The sequence below is a fragment of the Halomonas sp. 25-S5 genome, from assembly GCF_029889845.1.
Taxonomy (GTDB): domain Bacteria; phylum Pseudomonadota; class Gammaproteobacteria; order Pseudomonadales; family Halomonadaceae; genus Halomonas.
Map to the genome: position 1 here is coordinate 1 of NZ_JARANV010000028.1, position 18,180 is coordinate 18,180.

17 protein-coding genes are annotated in these 18,180 nt (G+C 68.0%); 3 read left to right on the forward strand and 14 right to left on the reverse strand.

What is annotated here, in order from left to right:
• Positions 1–177 precede the first annotated feature (177 nt).
• Positions 178–1,273, reverse strand: a protein-coding gene (gene prfB, locus OP498_RS16065; RefSeq protein WP_280550104.1) for a peptide chain release factor 2 whose coding sequence is annotated in 2 segments (ribosomal slippage) — positions 178–1,200 and positions 1,202–1,273 — 1,095 coding nt in all. Because the reading frame shifts where the segments join, the coding sequence is not laid out codon by codon here.
• Positions 1,274–1,726: 453 nt separating this feature from the next.
• Positions 1,727–3,094 carry an OmpP1/FadL family transporter gene (locus OP498_RS16070; protein ID WP_280554390.1) on the reverse strand — a complete coding sequence of 456 codons (1,368 nt, stop codon included), beginning with the start codon at positions 3,092–3,094 and terminating at the stop codon, positions 1,727–1,729.
• 273 nt (positions 3,095–3,367) lie between these two features.
• Between OP498_RS16070 and OP498_RS16075 the strand changes: the two genes are divergently transcribed.
• The 3 genes from OP498_RS16075 to OP498_RS16085 all read left to right on the forward strand — a co-directional run bounded on the left by OP498_RS16075 (position 3,368) and on the right by OP498_RS16085 (position 7,124).
• The gene (locus OP498_RS16075; RefSeq protein WP_280554391.1) at positions 3,368–3,811 is read left to right on the forward strand and encodes a MerR family transcriptional regulator; all 444 of its coding nucleotides are present in this window, start codon (positions 3,368–3,370) and stop codon (positions 3,809–3,811) included.
• Entirely contained in the window at positions 3,808–6,588 is a 2,781-nt protein-coding gene (locus OP498_RS16080; RefSeq protein WP_348533493.1) for a heavy metal translocating P-type ATPase, read from the forward strand. Before OP498_RS16075 ends, OP498_RS16080 begins: the two co-directional genes overlap by 4 nt.
• 116 nt (positions 6,589–6,704) lie before the next feature.
• Positions 6,705–7,124 (forward strand): VOC family protein, encoded by a 420-nt coding sequence (locus OP498_RS16085; RefSeq protein WP_280550071.1) that lies wholly within the window; start codon positions 6,705–6,707, stop codon positions 7,122–7,124.
• 11 nt (positions 7,125–7,135) lie between these two features.
• Here OP498_RS16085 and OP498_RS16090 read toward each other — a convergent pair whose 3' ends face one another.
• The 12 genes from OP498_RS16090 to ffh form a co-directional block, all read right to left on the reverse strand.
• A complete protein-coding gene (locus OP498_RS16090) occupies positions 7,136–7,753 on the reverse strand; it encodes a YitT family protein (protein ID WP_280550070.1) in 618 nt (205 codons plus the stop codon).
• 11 nt (positions 7,754–7,764) lie between these two features.
• On the reverse strand, positions 7,765–9,576 hold the full coding sequence (gene recJ, locus OP498_RS16095) for a single-stranded-DNA-specific exonuclease RecJ (protein ID WP_280554392.1): 1,812 nt from the start codon (positions 9,574–9,576) through the stop codon (positions 7,765–7,767).
• A gap of 184 nt (positions 9,577–9,760) precedes the next feature.
• Positions 9,761–11,149, reverse strand: coding sequence for a threonine synthase (gene thrC / locus OP498_RS16100; protein WP_280554393.1), 1,389 nt, complete (start codon positions 11,147–11,149; stop codon positions 9,761–9,763).
• A gap of 3 nt (positions 11,150–11,152) precedes the next feature.
• On the reverse strand, positions 11,153–12,469 hold the full coding sequence (locus OP498_RS16105; RefSeq protein ID WP_280550102.1) for a homoserine dehydrogenase: 1,317 nt from the start codon (positions 12,467–12,469) through the stop codon (positions 11,153–11,155).
• 86 nt (positions 12,470–12,555) lie between these two features.
• The gene (locus tag OP498_RS16110; protein WP_280554395.1) at positions 12,556–13,296 is read right to left on the reverse strand and encodes a DsbC family protein; all 741 of its coding nucleotides are present in this window, start codon (positions 13,294–13,296) and stop codon (positions 12,556–12,558) included.
• 3 nt (positions 13,297–13,299) lie between these two features.
• A complete protein-coding gene (gene xerD / locus OP498_RS16115) occupies positions 13,300–14,202 on the reverse strand; it encodes a site-specific tyrosine recombinase XerD (protein WP_280554396.1) in 903 nt (300 codons plus the stop codon).
• Between the two features lie 118 nt (positions 14,203–14,320).
• Complete coding sequence (rplS, locus tag OP498_RS16120; RefSeq protein WP_280550065.1) at positions 14,321–14,677, reverse strand: 50S ribosomal protein L19; 357 nt, start codon at positions 14,675–14,677, stop codon at positions 14,321–14,323.
• Positions 14,678–14,838: 161 nt separating this feature from the next.
• Positions 14,839–15,600 (reverse strand): tRNA (guanosine(37)-N1)-methyltransferase TrmD, encoded by a 762-nt coding sequence (gene trmD / locus OP498_RS16125; protein ID WP_280550100.1) that lies wholly within the window; start codon positions 15,598–15,600, stop codon positions 14,839–14,841.
• 29 nt (positions 15,601–15,629) lie between these two features.
• Positions 15,630–16,178 (reverse strand): ribosome maturation factor RimM, encoded by a 549-nt coding sequence (rimM, locus tag OP498_RS16130; RefSeq protein WP_280550064.1) that lies wholly within the window; start codon positions 16,176–16,178, stop codon positions 15,630–15,632.
• A gap of 45 nt (positions 16,179–16,223) precedes the next feature.
• Positions 16,224–16,472, reverse strand: a complete 249-nt coding sequence (gene rpsP, locus OP498_RS16135) for a 30S ribosomal protein S16 (RefSeq protein WP_133637530.1) — start codon at positions 16,470–16,472, stop codon at positions 16,224–16,226.
• Positions 16,473–16,582: 110 nt separating this feature from the next.
• Complete coding sequence (locus OP498_RS16140) at positions 16,583–16,729, reverse strand: hypothetical protein (RefSeq protein WP_280554397.1); 147 nt, start codon at positions 16,727–16,729, stop codon at positions 16,583–16,585.
• A 30-nt stretch (positions 16,730–16,759) separates the two neighbouring features.
• Positions 16,760–18,169: a signal recognition particle protein gene (gene ffh, locus OP498_RS16145; RefSeq protein ID WP_280554398.1), complete on the reverse strand. Its 1,410-nt coding sequence runs from the start codon at positions 18,167–18,169 to the stop codon at positions 16,760–16,762.
• Between the last annotated feature and the right edge of the window lie 11 nt (positions 18,170–18,180).

An 18,180-nucleotide genomic window follows, 5' to 3' on the forward strand; every position in this document is an offset into this window, starting at 1 on the left:
GGTTGCTCTCCACCCCGCCTCGCGGCGACGCAGTTACCTTCGGCTACGGGGCCATGGCTTACCCCGACTCGGACTTTCACCGAGTTGTGTGCACGCCTTCACGGGCGCACTGGGAGCCCAGCTTGCTGAGCGAATGGAGGCCGAAGGCCTCCCCCGCAGGCGGCATCGGGCTTGCGGCTAGAGGCCTTGTTTAAGGCTGGCGACGATAAACTGATCCAGGTCACCGTCCAGCACCTTGTCACAGCTGCTCGACTGCACGCCGGTGCGCAGGTCCTTGATGCGCTGGTCATCCAGCACATAGGAGCGGATCTGGCTGCCCCAGCCGATATCGGCCTTGGAGTCTTCGGCCTCCTGCTTGGCGGCGTTGCGCTTCTGCATCTCGTGTTCCCACAGCTTCGCCTTGAGCTGCTTCATGGCGAAGTCGCGGTTGGCGTGCTGGCTGCGCTGGCTCTGGCAGGCCACCACGATGCCGGTGGGCTCGTGGGTGATGCGTACGGCCGAGTCGGTGGTGTTGACGTGCTGGCCACCGGCCCCGCTGGAGCGGTAGGTATCGGTGCGCAGGTCAGAGGGATTGATTTCGACCTCGAAGCTGTCATCGACCTCCGGCGACAGGAACACCGAGGCGAACGAGGTATGCCGACGGCCACCGGAGTCGAAGGGGCTCTTGCGCACCAGGCGGTGAACGCCGGTCTCGGTACGCAGCCAGCCGAAGGCATACTCACCCTGGACATGCACCGAGGCGGACTTGATGCCCGCCACCTCGCCGGCGGAGACCTCGATGATCTCGGCCTTGAAGCCGTGGTGCTCGGCCCAGCGCAGGTACATGCGCAGCAGCATGTTGGCCCAGTCCTGGGCCTCGGTGCCGCCGGAGCCGGCCTGGATGTCGAGATAGGCGTTGTTCTCGTCCATCTCGCCGGAGAACATGCGCCGGAACTCGAGCTTCTCGAGGCTGGCCTGCAGCCCCTCGAGCTCCTTCTGGACCTCGGCGACGGTGCCCTCGTCGTCCTCCATCTCGGCGAGTTCGAGCAGGTCGCGGCTGTCGCCGAGCCCCTGGTCGAGATCATCGATGGTAGCCACGATCACCTCCAGGGTCGCCCGCTCCTTGCCGAGCTTCTGGGCATTGTCCGGGTCGCTCCAGACGTTCGGGTCCTCGAGCTCGCGGGTGACTTCCTCTAGCCGATCCTTCTTTTCAGCATAGTCAAAGATACCCCCTCAGGACGTCTGTCCGCTCAGACAGGTCCTTGATCAGGTGGTGAATCGGGTTGGTTTCCAGCATGGGGCTCATCCGAGTCTGCGATGGAACGATGGCCGCCGGGGCGCGGGCTCGACACCAGGGCCCCGACGGCACGGAAAAGGCGCCTAGTGTAGCGAAAGTGCCGCCCTGCCGCATCCATCCCCACGCCGACGGAAGGGTTGCCGCGGTTACCCCGATCGAGAGGCGCCGGGGACAGGTCGAAGGGGAGGTCCTATGCCAGGGGTGAGGAGCACTGCTCCGAACGGGCTGGCCATGGATGGCCAGCACCGGCCCTGCAAGCGGAGCAGGACGCGAGAGCGACGCAGGGCATCGGTAGCGCCCAGGGAGGGGTTCACAGCGCCTCCCCGAAGTCCTGTCGCCGGAACAGCCTCGAGAGACACTTCAATCTGCAATAGCCCTGATGCCGGCGGGAGCCCATGACGACGAGACCCGGCCGAAGCCGGGTCTCGAGGTCGGGCGCGTGATCGAGGCTTAGAAGCGATAGTCCACCGAGAGGGCGAAGACATCCGCCGAGACCTCGTAGGTGCCGGAGAGGTTGCCCTTGCTGGCGTTCTCGTTGGTGGCGGTCGCCTGCTGGTCGATATCGCCATCGTCGGCGAAGACATGCATGTAGCCGGCGGTGACGCCGAGCTCGGGCGTGGGCATCCAGGTGGCGCCGAGGGTCGCCCACTGGCGGTCGGCATCCGGCACCCGCGGGGTGCGGAACTCGGCGCTGGGCACCGGGCTCTCGTCGAGGCCCAGGCCGGCACGCAGTAGCCACTGCGGGGTCAGCGCATAGTTGGCGCCCACCGAGAAGGCCCAGGTATCCTCCCAGTTCTCGGTGGTTGGGCTATTGGTGCCGTCCTCGAACTCGACCACCAGCTCATCGAAGCTGCTCCACTCGGTCCATTCGGCATTGGCCATCAGCGCCAGTCGATCGGTCAGCTGGTGGTAGACGCCCAGATTCAGGCTGGCCGGCGTCGTCAGGTCGGCCTTCCCTCCTTTATCGGTGATACGTGGATCGGACTCATTCGCCACGGCAGCGGAAGAATACGCAGTCGTTCCGCTGAACCCGACATCCCCTTCGAGGGTCAGGTCAATTTTGGAGCGGTAGCTGGCACCAAGCCGTGTCTTGTCAGTGACCTGGAAGAGCGCACCCAGCGTATAGCCGTATCCCCAGTCATCACCCTCAACCGTACCGATCACGTCGTCACGCCCGGGGATCGCTCTAGGATCTCCCTTCAGAGCAGCCGCGGAGCCAAAATCCACCGCATTAGACAACGTCGCATCCACATATTGCGCCCTCAGGCCCACGGCCAGGTTGAGGCGGTCGGTGGCCCGGTAGTTGAGTGTCGGCTGGAAGTCGATCGTCTTCAGCTCGGTCTCGATGGCGTGGTAGCGGCCGACCCAGTCCTCGTCATACTTGGTGGAGAGCCCGTAGGGGGCATAGATGGCCAGGCCCAGGTCGAACTGCTCGTTCAACTGGGTCTTGGCGGCGAAACTCGGCACCACCGCCGTCTCGCCCCCTTGTCGCGAACCACCTCTATCGTAGCTAAGTAGGGGGGACGTTCCGGTAGGGTAGGCTTCGGCATCCTGCAGGTCGAAATTGGCATCGATATAGGCCACCCCGCCGACGACCTGGTTGCCGTCGATATTGCCGATGGCGGCCGGGTTGTAGGCCATGAAGCTGGCGTCCTCGGCCCCCGCGGCGGCATTGGAGAGGGCATTGGCCAGGGTCTTGGCACTCTGCTCGCGGACCTGGAAGCCTGAGGCGGCGGCCTGGCTGGCGATCAGCGTCGTGGAGGCGAGGGCGATGGCAACGGTCAGCTTGTTGAAGGTGTTGGGCATATGGCGAGGCATCCCTTTTCCTGGTGAAGGATTGTTGTCGTTCTTGCCGCGGGGCGGCCAGGTCCAGGCCAGTGTTTGCGAATCCACCATCCGGGATCAAGCACAAACGGCCGTTTGAAAACAAAAAATGCTAATACTTTGGTCGCACGGCCGTTTCATCCCTCGAACTTTCATTGACTTAGGTAATTCATGCTCACCGTGGCCGGCGCGGTTCCATTGTCCCTTGACCTATGGGTAACCCAAGGGTTTTACACTTGCCGGATGACATCCCCGAGAGGCTCCGCCATGAAGGTCAGCGAACTGGCACGCCTGGCCGGCGTCACCGCCGAGACCGTGCGCCACTACACTCGCGAGGGGCTGCTGCATCCCGAGCGCCATCCCAAGAACGGCTACCAGCTGTTCGGGCAGGGTGACCTGGACCGGCTGCGCTTCATCCAGCGGGCCCGCACCCTGGGCTTCGGCGTGGCCGAGATCCGCGACATCCTCGACCACGCTGACCATGGCGACTCGCCCTGCCCCATGGTGCGCGACCTGCTGGCCAGCCGGCTGCCGCAGATCCACGAACGGATCCGTGAGCTGCAATCCCTGGCACAGCGCATGGAGCAGGCCCTGGCCGCCTGGGAGGAGATGCCCGACGGCACCCCCGACGGCCACAGCCTCTGCCGCCTGATCGAGAGCTTTCCCGAACCGCTCACTGCCGGCCACGAGACCGGCGAGGAGACCCAATGAACGCCAGACAGCCCCTGGAACGCCAGGTCCCCGGCATGAACTGCCAGGGCTGCGTGGCCACGATGCGCCGGGCCATCCAGGCCCGGGACGCGAAGGCCGAGGTTACCGGCACCCCTGCCGAGAAGCGCCTCGAGGTCACCACCACCCTGGCCGATGGTACCCTGGACGAGGCCCTGGCCGAGGCAGGCTACCCGGCCACCGGCAGGCAACGTCACGAGCGCCGGGTGCCCGGCATGAGCTGCCAGGGGTGTGTGGGCAGGATGCGCAAGGCGATCCAGGCCGAGGACCCGGAGGCCGAGGTGGTCGGCATCCCGGACGAGAAGCGCCTTGAGGTGGAGACGGCCCTGGAGGGCGCCATTCTTGACCGGCTGCTGGAAGAGGCCGGCTACCCGGCCGCTCGAGCGTCGCAGTCTGCCGAGCCCTCCCCCGCGCAAGAGCCCGAGCGTCCCTCCGCCGAGGAAACACCCGAGAAGGCGAGGGTTCCAGAGGCGGAAGAGGGCGACACACGTGCCACCACCCGGCGGCTGTCGATCAGCGGCATGACCTGCGCCAGCTGCGTGAAGAGCGTGCAGCAGGCCCTGGAGCGCACGCCCGGGGTGGTCGGCGCGGAGGTCAACTTCGGCACCCATACCGCCCAGGTGCGCGGCAGCGCCGACCCGGATGCCCTGGTCCGTGCCGTGGAGGACGTGGGCTACGGTGCCGAACCCATCGTCGACATGCGCGAGGCCGAGCAGGCCCGCGCCGAGCGTGACGAGCGGGACTATCGCCGGCGCCTGAAGGGGAGCGCCTGGTCGCTGGCCCTGGCCGTGCCGCTGATGGCCAGCATGTTCGTCTTCCACCCCCAGCCCGTGGGTAGCGGGCGGCTCTACTGGCTGGCGATCGGGGCGCTGACGCTGGCGGTGATGGCCTTCCCCGGCCGCCACTTCTTCATCAATGCCTGGAAGAACTTCCGGCACCACCAGGCCAACATGGATACCCTGATCGCCATGGGTACCGGCACCGCCTGGCTCTACTCCATGGCGGTGGTCGCCTTCGGGCCCTGGCTGCCCGAGGTGGCCCGCGGCATCTACTTCGAAGCCTCGGCGATGGTCATCGGCCTGGTGCTGCTGGGCAATGCCCTGGAGCTACGGGCGCGGGGCCGGACCAGCGACGCCCTCAAGCGGCTGCTCGACCTGCAGAGCCGCACCGCACGGGTGATCCGCGACGGCGAGGAGCGCGAGGTCGAGATCGATGAGGTCCGCGAGGGGGACCACATCCGCGTGCGCCCCGGCGAGCGCCTGCCGGTGGACGGCGAGGTCACCGAGGGGCAGAGCCATATCGACGAATCCATGCTCACCGGCGAGCCCCTGCCGGTGACCAAGGGCGAGGGCGACGAGGTGAGTGCCGGCACGGTCAACGGCAAGGGTTCGCTGGTCTATCGCGCCACCCGCGTCGGCAATGACACCCGCCTGGGGCAGATCACCGAGCAGGTGGCCAGCGCCCAGAACTCCCGCCCCCCCATCGGCAAGTTGGCCGACAAGGTGTCGAGCGTCTTCGTGCCCTCGGTGATGATCATCGCCGTGATCACCGCGCTGGCCTGGTTCAACGTTGGTGCCGAGCCACGGGTGATCCATATGCTGGTCACCGCCACCACGGTACTGATCATCGCCTGCCCCTGCGCCCTGGGCCTGGCCACACCGATCTCCACCATGATCGGCGTCGGCAAGGCAGCCGAGCACGGCGTGCTGGTGAGAAGCGGCGATGCCCTGCAGACCGCCAGCAAGCTCACCACCCTGGTGGTGGACAAGACCGGCACCCTGACCGAGGGCAAGCCCGAGGTGACGGAAGCGGAGGTGATCGAGGGCGACGAGCAGGACGTATTGGGCCTGGTAGCGGCCCTGGAGCGCGGCTCCGAGCACCCGCTGGCGGCCGCCCTGATGGGGCATGCGGAAGCCCGGCAGGCCACACCCGGCGAGATTCGCGACTTCGATACCGTCACCGGCGGTGGGGTCAAGGCGACCAGTGCCGACGGCCGAGCGCTGCTGCTGGGCAATGCCCGCCTGCTGGAAGAGGCCGATATCGACCTGGCCAGCGGCCGCGAGATCGCGTCGGGTCTCGAGCAGAAAGCACGCACCGTGGTCTACCTCGCCGTAGACGGGCGGCTGACCGCGCTATTCGGCATCAGCGACCCCTTGCGCCAAGACACCATCGCCGCCGTGAAGCGCCTGCAGGCCGACGGCCTCAAGGTGGTGATGCTCACCGGCGACAACGCCCACACCGCCGGGGCCATCGCCCGCGAGGTCGGCATCGACGACTTCCGCGCCGGCCTGCTGCCCGAAGACAAGCACGCCGAGATCGAGCGCCGTCAGGCCGAGGGCGAGGTCGTGGGCATGGTCGGCGACGGCATCAATGACGCCCCGGCACTCGCCCGCGCCGACGTGGGCTTCGCCATCGGCCAGGGCACCGACGTGGCCATCGAGAGTGCCGGCATCACCCTGGTACGTGGCTCGCTGCATGGCGTGGCTGCCGCCATCGAAGTCAGCCGGGCCACCCTGCGTAACATCAAGCAGAACCTGGTGGGCGCCTTCGGCTACAACACCCTGGGCATTCCCATCGCCGCCGGAGTGCTCTACCCCCTTACCGGCACCCTGCTCTCGCCGATGATCGCCGGGGCCGCCATGTCGCTCTCCTCGATCACCGTGGTCAGCAACGCCAACCGGCTGCGCCTGTTCCGCCCCTCCGCCGAGGCCGCGGGCGATGACAGGGTCAACCCCCAGAAGCAGGAGGACGCACGATGAGCTGGATCGTCAATCTCGCCGGCCTGGCCCTGATCGCCCTGATCGCCTGGTGGTTCTGGGGGAGCCAGCGCTGACCCTTGCTAGACTGAAGGAACATGCAAGGATCGGAGGTGGCCATGCCCGGGCTCAACGGTGTGCTGGAGACCGCGCTCTACGTGGAGGACATGGCCCGGGCGCGGAGCTTCTTCGAGGGCGTGATGGGGCTTTTGCCCTTCAACGCCGACCATCGCTTCACCGCCTATGACGCCGGGGCCGGCTCGGTGCTGTTGCTCTTCCTGCGCGGCGAGACACTGGAGACCGTGGTGCTGCCCAACGAGATGGGCACCATCCCGCCCCACGACGGCAGCGGCCGAGTGCACCTCGCCTTCGCCATCGCCGCCCGCGAGCTCGCGGCGTGGGAAGGCCAGCTCGAGGACCACGGCATTGCCATCGAGGGGCGCACCCACTGGCCGCGGGGCGGAGAAAGCGTCTATTTCCGCGACCCCGACAGCCACCTGCTGGAGCTGGCCACCCCCGGCGTCTGGCCCAATTACTGAGCCACCATGCCTCAGCTGACCCCCATATAACGCCCCGGCTTGTGGTTCAGCGCGATGATCAGGTTGAGCGCCACGGCGCCGAGCACCGAGAGCCCCACCCGCTCCACCGGCAGCACCAGCAGGGCGACCAGCATGATGAGCGCATCGATGCCCAGCTGCACGTAGCCCGCCCGCCAGCCGTAGCGGTCCTGCAGGAAGAGCGAGAGGATATTGATGCCGCCGAGGCTCGTGCGGTGGCGAAACAGCACCAGCATGCCGATGCCGATCAGGCTGCCGCCCATCAGGGCCGCGTAGAACGGCTGCAGCCACTCGATGCGGATCCAGCTGGCGGTGAGTTCCGAGAACACCGAGACCAGGCCGATGGCCACGAAGGTGCGCAGGGTGAACGACCAGCCCATGCGACGCACGGCCAGCCAGTAGAACGGCAGGTTGATCAGGAAGAACCAGATGCCGAAGCGCCAGCCGGTGGCGTACTGCAGCAGGAAGGCCAGGCCCGCAGTACTACCGGTGAGCAGCATCGCCTGGGTATAGAAGCTCACGCCGAGGGCGACGAAGAGCGTGCCGACCAGCATCGCCATCACGTCCTCATGGGGGCGATGGGGGTCGGTGGGTAGTTCCTGGGGATCCATCAAGGGCTCCTTTAGAATTCGTGAGCGCTCGCGTGCTCGATCATCAGCTGGAGACTCTCGCGCCCCCGCCAGCGGTTGCGGTTGAGCTTGAAGGCGCAGTGCAGCGTGGCGCCGACGCCGAAGGCCGGCATCTCACCGGGGGTCAGGGCACGGAACCAGATCGCCTTGAGGCTCGTGGCCCCAGCGGAGAGCTCCAGCATCAGGTGGCTGCCATCAGCCCCCACCGGACGCAGCGCCTCGACCAGGAACTCGCCCTGGAACAGCGGGGCATCGAACTCCCGGCCGTAGGGCGCAAGTCGCTCGAGCTCGTCCAGGGTGGCGAGGCCGAGCTGATGGGGCGCCAGCTCGCCGTCGGTGAATATCCGAGGACAGAGTTCGGTATCGCCCAGCTGCTCGCCCACCGCCCGCAGGAAGGCCGTACGGAAGGCCGCCAGGTGCTCGCGCGGTACCCCCACCCCGGCGGCGCCGCGGTGGCCCCCGAAGCGCGGCAGCGCCTCGGGGGCCAACTCGAAGGTCCGCTGCAGGGCGTCGCGCAGGTGCAGCCCCTCGATGGAGCGCCCGGAGCCGGTGAGCATGCCGGGGGCCGCCGCCGGGGTCAGCACCAGGGCCGGTCGGCCAAAGGCCTGCACCAGCCGGGAGGCGACGATGCCCTGCACGCCCGGGTGACCATCCTCCAGGAAGACGACGATGGCGGGCTCTTCGGCGACCAGGGCCGGCAGGGCCAGGGCCTTGGCCTCCTCGGCCATCTCGGCCTCGATCGCCTTGCGCGACTGGTTATCCTGATCCAGCGTTTCCAGATGCCGTGCCGCAGTGGCGTCATCCGCCGCCAGCATGTAGTGCAGCGCCGCATAGGGATCGTCGAGGCGCGAACGGGCATTGATTCGCGGCCCCATCTGGAAGGCCAGGGTCTCGGCGTCGAAGGGCACGCTGTCGGCCCCCAGGCGCGCCGCCATGGCCCGCCAGCAGGCGGCCTCCATGCGATTGATCAGCGTCAGGCCGTGGGTCACCACCGCGCGGTTGGCCACGCTGCCACCCAGCGAGACGCAGTCGGCCACCGTGCCCAGCGCCACGTAGGAGAGCCAGGGCGAGAGCTTCGGGGTGGCCGGCGCCAGCACGCCCCACTCGACCAGCACCCGGCGGGCCAGCGACATCACGAGCCACGCCACCATGCAGCCGGCGATGGTCGGGTCGGGATAGTCGCAGTCGTCGCGGGTGGGATTAACCACGGCGTAGGCCGAGGCCGGCGGGCCCTCCTGCGGCAGGGCGTGGTGGTCGCTGACCACCACCTCGATGCCGGCGGCCTTGAGTCGGGCGATGCGCGGCTCGTCGGAGCTGCCGCAGTCGGCGGTGATCACCAGGCTCGGCTGCGGCGAGAGTGCCAGGGTGCGCTCCACCAGCGGCAGGCTGATGCCGTAGCCGTCATGGATACGGTGGCCGATCAGGCTGTGCAGCTTCGCCTCGGGCACCCCGAAGAGCTCGACCAGGGTGCGCCGGATCACCACGTGGGAGGTGATGCCGTCCACGTCGTAGTCGGTGAGGATGCCGATATGCTCGCCATCCACCACCGCCTGGGCGATGCGCTCTGCCGCACGGCGTGCGTCGGCGAGCTTCTCGGGGTGGGCCAGGTGGCGCAGGCTGGGCGAGACCAGCGGCGCCAGCTCGCCCTGGTAGCCGGAAAGCCGCCCCGCCAGCACCCGCGCCTGGAGCTCGGTCAGGCCCTCTTCGCGGGCACGGGCATAGAGCGCCTCATCGCGGGGCCTGGGCTGGATGCGGGGGCGCAAGCGCGCCTGCAGATCAATGGGATCGGTGGTGGCGGCGTCCAAGCCTGACTCCTGTAATTCGCACTCATCGGCATGGCGATGGATCATCGCCGTGCCAAACGAGGGGCGCCGGGGACAGGCCGAAGAGGAGGTCCTATGCCAGGGATGGCATCGGTAGCGCCCATGGAAGGGTTCACAGCGCCTCCTCGCAGGCCTGTCGCCGGATCAGCCCCGAGAGGGAAGGCTACTACCGACGGTTCTCGGCCACGAACTGCTGCACGGCGGAAAGCTCCGCGGGCAGCACGGTATAGCGCTCCTCGCGCTCCAGCAGGTCGTCCATGTGCGGCGGCAACGGCACGCCCGGGAAGCCGGCCTTGACCACCGCCTCGGCGAACTTGGCCGGGTGGGCCGTGGCCAGGGTGATCACCGGGGTCGTCGCATCGGCGCGCGCCCGCTCGGCGGCACGGTAGCCGGTGGCGGTGTGCGGGTCGAGGATCTCCTGGGTGCGGTGATGCGCCTCACGGATCACCTCGAGGATGGTGGCATCACTCACGCTGTGGCTGGCGAAGGACTCGCGCAGCCGGGCCAGCGGCGCCTCGGCCAGCGCCGAGGGCTCGCTCTGGAAGCGCTCGAGCAGGGCCTTCACCGCCGCCCCGTCGCGCTCGTAGGCCTCGAACAGCAGTCGCTCGAAGTTGGAGGACACCACGATGTCCATGGAGGGCGCCAGGGTGGCCACCAGCGCCTGCTTGGAGAAGTCGTTGTCGGCCAGGGTGCGGTGCAGAATGTCGTTGGCGTTGGTGGCGATGATGAACTGCTTCACCGGCAGTCCCATGCGCTTGGCCATGTAGCCGGCGAAGACGTTGCCGAAGTTGGCCGAGGGCACGCAGAAGCTCACTTGGCGGTGCGGCGCACCCAGCGCCACGGCCGAGGCGACGTAGTAGACGATCTGGGCCATGATGCGCGCCCAGTTGATGGAGTTCACCGCCACCAGCCGGGTGCCATCGAGGAAGCCCTGGTCGGCGAAGCTCGCCTTGACCATGGCCTGGGCGTCATCGAAGTTGCCCTCGATGGCGACATTGAAGACGTTGTCGGCCAGCACCGTGGTCATCTGGCGGCGCTGCACCTCCGAGACCCGCTGGTAGGGGTGGAGGATGAAGATGTCGAGGTTGTCGCAGTGGCGGCAGCCCTCGATGGCCGCCGAGCCGGTGTCGCCGGAGGTCGCCCCCATGATGACGGCCCGCTCGCCGCGCTTGCGCAGGAAGTGGTCGAGGATGCGGCCGAGCAGCTGCAGGGCCACGTCCTTGAAGGCCAGCGTCGGGCCGTGGAACAGCTCCAGCAGGAAGTGGTTGGCATCGAGTTGATTGAGCGGCACCACGGCGTCGTGGCTGAAGGTGGCATAGGCCTCCTCGACGATGCCGCGGAAGGTCGCGTCGTCGATCTCGCCGTTGACGTAGGGCTTCATGACCCGGAAGGCGATCTCGGCGTAGGAGAGCCCGGCCATGGCCGCCAGGTCGTCATGGGAGAGCCGCGGGACATCCTCCGGCACATAGAGGCCGCCGTCGCTGGCCATGCCGGTGAGCACGACTTCCTCGAAGGAGAGCGCGGGCGCCTGCCCGCGGGTACTGATATAGCGCATGGCTTACTCCTGCTCGTCCAGCGACTCGACGCGGATCCGCGTCACCGGGCCGGCGATGTCGGCCAGCGACTCGATCAGGCGCATCGCCTCGTTCATCTGCTTCTCGCGGGTGCGATGGGTCAACAGGATGATCGGCACCAGTTCGCCCTCGGTGGCCTCCTTCTGGATCAAGGCCTCGATCGAGATCCCCTGCTCGGAGAGGATCGTCGCCACCCGTGCCAGCACGCCGGGGCGGTCCACCGCCAGCAGCCTCAGGTAGTAGGCGGTGATGATGTCTTCCATGGGCATGATCGGCAGGTCGCACTCCGGCTCGCCGATGCCGCTGAAGGCCAGGTAGGGCACCCGATAGTGGTGGTCGGTGGCGATGTCGCGCGCCACGTCCAGCAGGTCGGCGACCACCGCGGAGGCGGTGGGCTCGGCGCCGGCACCGGCGCCGTAGTAGAGGGTCGGCCCCACGGCATCGCCCATGATGGCGATGGCGTTCTTGACGCCATGGACGCTGGCCAGCAGCCGCTCCTTGGGAATCAGGGTCGGGTGCACGCGCAGCTCGAGGCCCGCCTCGGTGCGCTTGGAGATGCCCAGGTGCTTGATGATGTAGCCCAGGTTGTCGGCCTGCTCCACGTCATCGGCGGTGATGCGCGAGATGCCCTCGGTGTAGGCCTTGTCGAACTGCAGCGGCACGCCATAGGCGATGGAAGCGAGAATGGTCAGCTTGTGGGCGGCGTCGATGCCCTCGACGTCGAAGGTCGGGTCGGCCTCGGCGTAGCCCAGTGCCTGGGCCTCGGCGAGCACGTCCTCGAAGGCACGCCCCTCGTCGCGCATGTGGGTCAGGATGTAGTTGCCGGTGCCGTTGATGATACCGGCCACCCACTCGATGCGGTTGGCGCCCAGGCCCTCGCGCAGCGACTTGATCACCGGGATGCCGCCGGCCACCGCCGCCTCGAAGGCGACGATCACGCCCTTCTCGTGGGCGGCGCGGAAGATCTCGTTGCCGTGCACGGCGATCAGCGCCTTGTTGGCGGTGACCACGTGCTTGCCGTTGTCGATGGCGGTGAGCACCAGCTCGCGGGCCACGTCGTAGCCGCCGATCAGCTCGACCAGCACGTCGATGTCGGGGTTGGTGGCCACCTCGAAGACGTCGGAGGTGGTCCGGATGCCGGTGGTGTCACAGTCGGGATTGAGGCTGCGGAAGGCGACCTGCTCGATGACGATCGGACGCCCCGCGCGCCGGGCGATGTCGTCGGCATTGCGTGTCAGCACGTTGAAGGTTCCGCCACCGACGGTCCCCAGGCCACAGATTCCCACTCTCACCGGTTTCAATGTCATTCCCCTCGTTCTGGCGTGTGTCTCAGCGTGGATCGGGCCCCGTCCGGGCCCGCCGTGCCGACGTTCGTCGACGTCGGTCATCACTCGTTCAGGCCGAGCATGGCGGCCAGGCGCTCCGCCGGCACATAGCCGGGCACCAGGCGACCGTCGGGCAGCACGATCGCCGGTGTGCCCTGGACGCCGAGCTCCATGCCCAGATGATACTGTTCCTCGACCGGATTGTCGCAGTCGGCAGCACCCGGCAGCGCTTCGTCACGCTTGGCCGCGGACAGGGCCTCGGCCGGATTGTCGGCGCACCACACCTGCTGCAGCTGCCGCCCCCCCGGCGAGCGCAGGCCGCTGCGCGGGAAGGCCAGGTAGTGCACCTCGATGCCCAGTTCGTTGAGCCGCGGCACCTCCTCATGGAGCTGCCGGCAGTAGGGGCAGGTGGTGTCGGTGAAGACCACCAGCGTGGCGCGTGGCTCGCCGGTACCGCGGAAGATCACCCGCTCGCTCTCCGGCACCGCGGCGAGACGCGCGGCGCGCTCGGCGTTGCGCCCCTGCTCGGTGAGGTTGACCAGGCCGCCCTCGCCATTCTCGTAGAGGTCGCCGACCAGGAAGTGGCTGCCCTCGGCGTTGCTGTAGAAGGTCTCGCCGCTCTCCAGCCTGACCTCAAAGAAGCCGTCCAGCGGTGTCTCGCGCACGCGTTCCACGGACATGGACTGGCCATTGACCGTGAGCGTCTCGGCCAGCTGCTCGGCCATATCGGCCTGGGCGACGGGCAGCAGGGCCAGGGAGACGGCGAACAGTGCGCCGCCGAGGGTAAGGGTCGATCGTCTCATGAGTCAGCCTCGAGGATGATGGTCGGCGTGCAGGGCTTCCAGTCGCACCTGCGCGACATGGGTATAGATCTGGGTGGTCGAGAGGTCGCTATGACCGAGCAGCAGCTGTACGACACGCAGGTTGGCCCCATGATTCAACAGATGGGTGGCGAAGGCGTGGCGCAGGGTGTGCGGCGACAGCGGTCGGTCGATGCCGGCGGTACGCGCATGGGCCTTGATACGGTGCCAGAAGGCCTGGCGCGTCAGGCAACGGTCGCCGCGCCCGGGAAACAGCGCCGGCCGGGTGATGTCGACCATCAGCGCACCCCGGGCGCCACGCAAGTAGCGCGACAGGCACGCCACGGCCTCCTCGCCCAGTGGCACCAGGCGGTCCTTGTCGCCCTTGCCCCGCACCCGAACCACGCCCTGGCGCAGATTGACCGCGTCGGTGGTCAGCCCGACCAGCTCGCTGACCCGCAGCCCGGCGCCATAGAGGACCTCGAGCATCGCCCGGTCGCGCAGGCCCAGATCGGTGGAAAGGTCCGGGGCGGCGAGCAGGCGCTCCACCTCGGCCTCCTCCAGGGTATCGGGGAGCGAGGGGCGCACCCGGGGCAGTCGCACCTCGGCCAGCGGGTCGTGATCGACAAGCCCCTCGGCCAGCGCCCAGCGGTAGAAGCCGCGCAGGCTGGAGAGCAGCCGAGCGTTGCTGCGCAGGCTGTAACCGGCCTCGCGACGCGCGTCGAGCCAGGCCGGCAACACCGCGCCGGCCGGTGCCAGCAGCCGCTGGTCGACACTCTCGAGGCGAGCCTGCCAGGCGCTCAGGTCGTGGCGATAGGCGGCCAGGGTATTGTCGCTCGCGCCCCGCTCCAGCCACAGGCCGTCGAGGAAGGCGTCGACCAGCGCGCCCGCATCCATGGTGGTTTCCATACGGCTCCCGGACAAGTCCCAGCAGCACGAAACCCCGCCCCGCGGCAGCGGTGACGGGGTTTCGCAAGGGGTGCGGGGCCTGGGGTCCCGACACCACGGGCCGGCAGGGGCTCTCGCCTCAGGCCAGCTTTTCCTTAATGCGGGCAGACCTGCCGCTGCGCTCGCGGAGGTAGTACAGCTTGGCCTGGCGCACGTCACCGCGACGCTTGACCTCGATGGAGTCGACCAGCGGGCTGTAGGTCTGGAAGGTCCGCTCGACGCCGACCCCGTGGGAGATCTTGCGCACGGTGAAGGCCGAGTTCAGGCCGCGGTTGCGCTTGCCGATGACCACGCCTTCGAAGGCCTGGAGGCGCTCGCGGGAGCCTTCCTTGACCTTGACCTGGACGACCACGGTATCGCCGGGGGCGAAGGCCGGGACTTCCTTGCTCATCTGCTCGCTCTCGAGCGCCTGGATCACCTTGCTCTTGCTGCTCATGACATTGACTCCTTGATAACCTGATCCGCTGGTCGGCTTGCGTCGCCGGCGAATCGTGATCCCGGCGCCCGAGACGAGCTCGAGAGCGCGGGAATGCGTTGGTGACACAGGTCCGCCTGGCCCGCTCATGGGGTCGTGGCGTCCTGCACCTCCGCCCTGACCTACCGGGTGGACAGGGCGTAGTCCTCGAGGAACTCCTCGAGCAGCTCGCGCTGCTCGGCACTCAACGTCCTGCCTTCCAGCAGGTCTGGACGCCTGAGCCAGGTCCGCCCCAGGGACTGCTTGAGCCGCCAGCGCCGGATAGCACCGTGGTGGCCGCTGAGCAGGACCTCCGGCACCCGCCGCCCGTCGACTTCCTCCGGGCGCGTGTAGTGCGGACAGTCCAGCAGTCCGTCGTTGAAGGAGTCCTCGACCGCGGAATCCTGATGGCCCAGCACCCCGGGCACCAGCCTTGCCGCGGCATCGATCAGCACCATGGCCGGCAGCTCGCCGCCGCTGAGCACATAGTCGCCGATCGACCACTCCTCATCGATGTCGGCTTCCACCAGCCGCTCATCGATGCCTTCATAGCGTCCGGCCACCACCACCAGGGGTGGGCCCGATGCCAGTTCCTGCACGCCGCGCTGATCCAGGCGGCGCCCCTGGGGCGACAGGTAGATGACCTTCGCCCGTGTCCCGGTGGCCGCCTCGGCCCGCTCGCGGGCGGCGTGGATGGCCGAGCGCAGGGTGTCGACCTTCATCAGCATCCCCGGGCCACCGCCATAGGGGCGGTCGTCAACGGTGCGATGCCGGTCGGTGGCGTAGTCCCGGGGGTTCCAGAACTCGAGCGCGATGCGCCCCTTGTCCACCGCCCGGCCCGTGACGCCATGGCAAGTGATCGCCTCGAACATCTCGGGAAACAGCGACACCACCCCGATCCACATGGCCGGCCCCGCCGGGGTCGAGCCGGGCGTCAAAATTCGGGATCCCAGTCGACGGTCATCACGCCGGCCTCGAGGTCCACGTCCCGCACCACCTCGCCGGGCAGGTAGGGCAGCAACCGTTCGCGGGCCTCGATGCCCTCGTCGACCTCGCCCTTGACGACCATGACGTCGTTGGCGCCGGTCTCGAACAGGGAGTCGATGCACCCCAGCGCCAACCCGTCGCGGGTCACCACCCGGAGCCCTTCCAGCTGATACCAGTAGTAGTCATCAGCGTCGAGCGCGGGCAGTTCGGCCTTGGGCAGCAGGATCTCGGCGCCGGCCAGGGCCTCGGCCGCTTCGCGGCTATCGATGCCCTCGAGCCGGGCCACCAGGCCCTTGCCCTGGCGACGCCCCTGGACGACGCCCACCCGGGTCAGCGTTGTCCCCTGGCGCAGCACCCAGGACGCGTAGTCGAGGATGCCCTCCATGGGGCTGGTGTACGAGTACACCTTCAGCCAGCCCTTGACGCCGTAGGGGCTGGTCAGATTGCCCAGCACCACATGATCGTCGGCGGGCTGCGCTTGCGCGTGTTCGCTCATCGACGACCCCTGGACCGTTGCGTTGCAGCAGGCAAGTCAGGCCCTTCAGGCCTGCTTGCGGGCTTCCTTGACCAGCTCGGCGACGCGGTCGGAGAGCTGTGCGCCCTGGCTCTGCCAGTGGCTGATGCGTTCCAGGTCGACGCGCAGGCGCTCTTCCTGGCCACGGGCCACGGGGTTGAAGAAGCCCAGGCGCTCGATGAAGCGGCCGTCACGGGACTTGCGAGAATCGGTCACGGTGAGGTGGTAGAAGGGACGCTTCTTGGCGCCACCACGTGCCAGACGAATGGTAACCATGCGTTGATTATCCTTCGGGTTGAAGTTGCGGATGTTTCGGCCGAGGTGCCGATACCCTGCTGGCCCTCGACGAACTGCTACGGAAAGCGGGCCGACGGCCCGGCTTCGGGTCATTCGGTCACGACGATGGCCGCGTCGATCGCGGTCTTGCCAGTGAAGACGCGACATTCTACGGAAAACCGCCCGACTTGGAAACCTTTTTGCGCTCGACGCCGCGCCATGCGCCGCGCCATGCGCCGCGCCATGCGCCGCGCCATGCGCCGGCTCAGCGCCGGCTCAGCGCCGGCTCAGCGCCGGGGCATGCCGCCAGGGCCGCCCATACCCCCCATGCCGCCGGGCCCACCCGGGCCGCCACCGCCCATCATGCCGGACATGCCGCGCATCATCTTCTGCATGCCGCCCTTCTTGCCCGCCTTCTTCATCATCTTCTGCATCTGCTTGTGCTGCTTGAGCAGGCGGTTAAGGTCCGGCACCTGCAGGCCGGCCCCGGCGGCGATGCGCCGCTTGCGCGAGCCGTTGATGATCTCGGGCTTGCGCCGCTCCTGGGCGGTCATGGAGTTGATCAGCGCCTCGAGCTTGCCCAGCTCCTTCTCGGGGCCGGGGCCCTGGGCCATCTCGGCCATCTGCCCCATGCCCGGCAGCTTGCCCATCAGGCCGCCCATGCCACCCATCTTCTTGAGCTGCTGGAGCTGGTCGCGGAAGTCCTCGAGATCGAAGCCCTGGCCCTTCTTGACCTTCTTGGCCAGCTGCTCGGCCTTCTTCTTGTCAACGGTGCGCTCGGCGTCCTCGATCAGCGACATCACGTCGCCCATGCCGAGGATGCGCGAGGCCACGCGGTCCGGATGGAAGGGCTCGAGGGCGTCGACCTTCTCGCCCACGCCCATGAACTTGATCGGCTTGCCGGTGATGTGGCGCACCGAGAGCGCCGCACCGCCGCGGGCATCGCCATCGGCCTTGGTGAGGATCACCCCGGTCAGCGGCAGCGCCTCGTGGAAGGCCTTGGCGGTATTGGCGGCATCCTGGCCGGTCATGGCATCGACGACGAACAGCGTCTCGTCAGGCACCACCGCCTTATGCAGCGCCTGAATCTCGGCCATCATCGCCTCGTCGATGGCCAGGCGACCGGCGGTATCGACGATCACCACGTCATGAAACTGGATCCTGGCGTGCTTGATCGCCGCCTCGGCGATATCGACGGGCTTCTGGTCGGAGCGCGACGGAAAGAAGTCGACCTCGACCTCGCGGGCCAGGGTCTCGAGCTGGTCGATGGCCGCCGGCCGATAGACGTCGGCGGAGACCACCAGTACCTTCTTCTTTTCCCGCTCGCGCAGGTAGCGTGCCAGCTTGGCCACCGAGGTGGTCTTGCCCGCGCCCTGCAGGCCGGCCATCAGCACCACGGCCGGGGCGCTCTTGAGAACCAGCCCCTCGTTGGCCTCGCCCATGATCGCCTCGAGCTCCTGCTGGACGATCTTGACGAACTGCTGCCCCGGGGAGAGGCTCTGGGAGACCTCCTGCCCCACGGCGCGCTCGCGCACGCGGTCGATGAACGCCTTGACCACCGGCAGGGCCACGTCGGCCTCGAGCAGCGCCCGGCGCACCTCGCGTAAGGTATCCTTGACGTTCTCCTCGGTCAGGCGCGCCTGACCCTTGATCGACTTGAGCGTCTGCGACAGACGCTCGCTGAGATTCTGGAACATGGGCCTCTCCA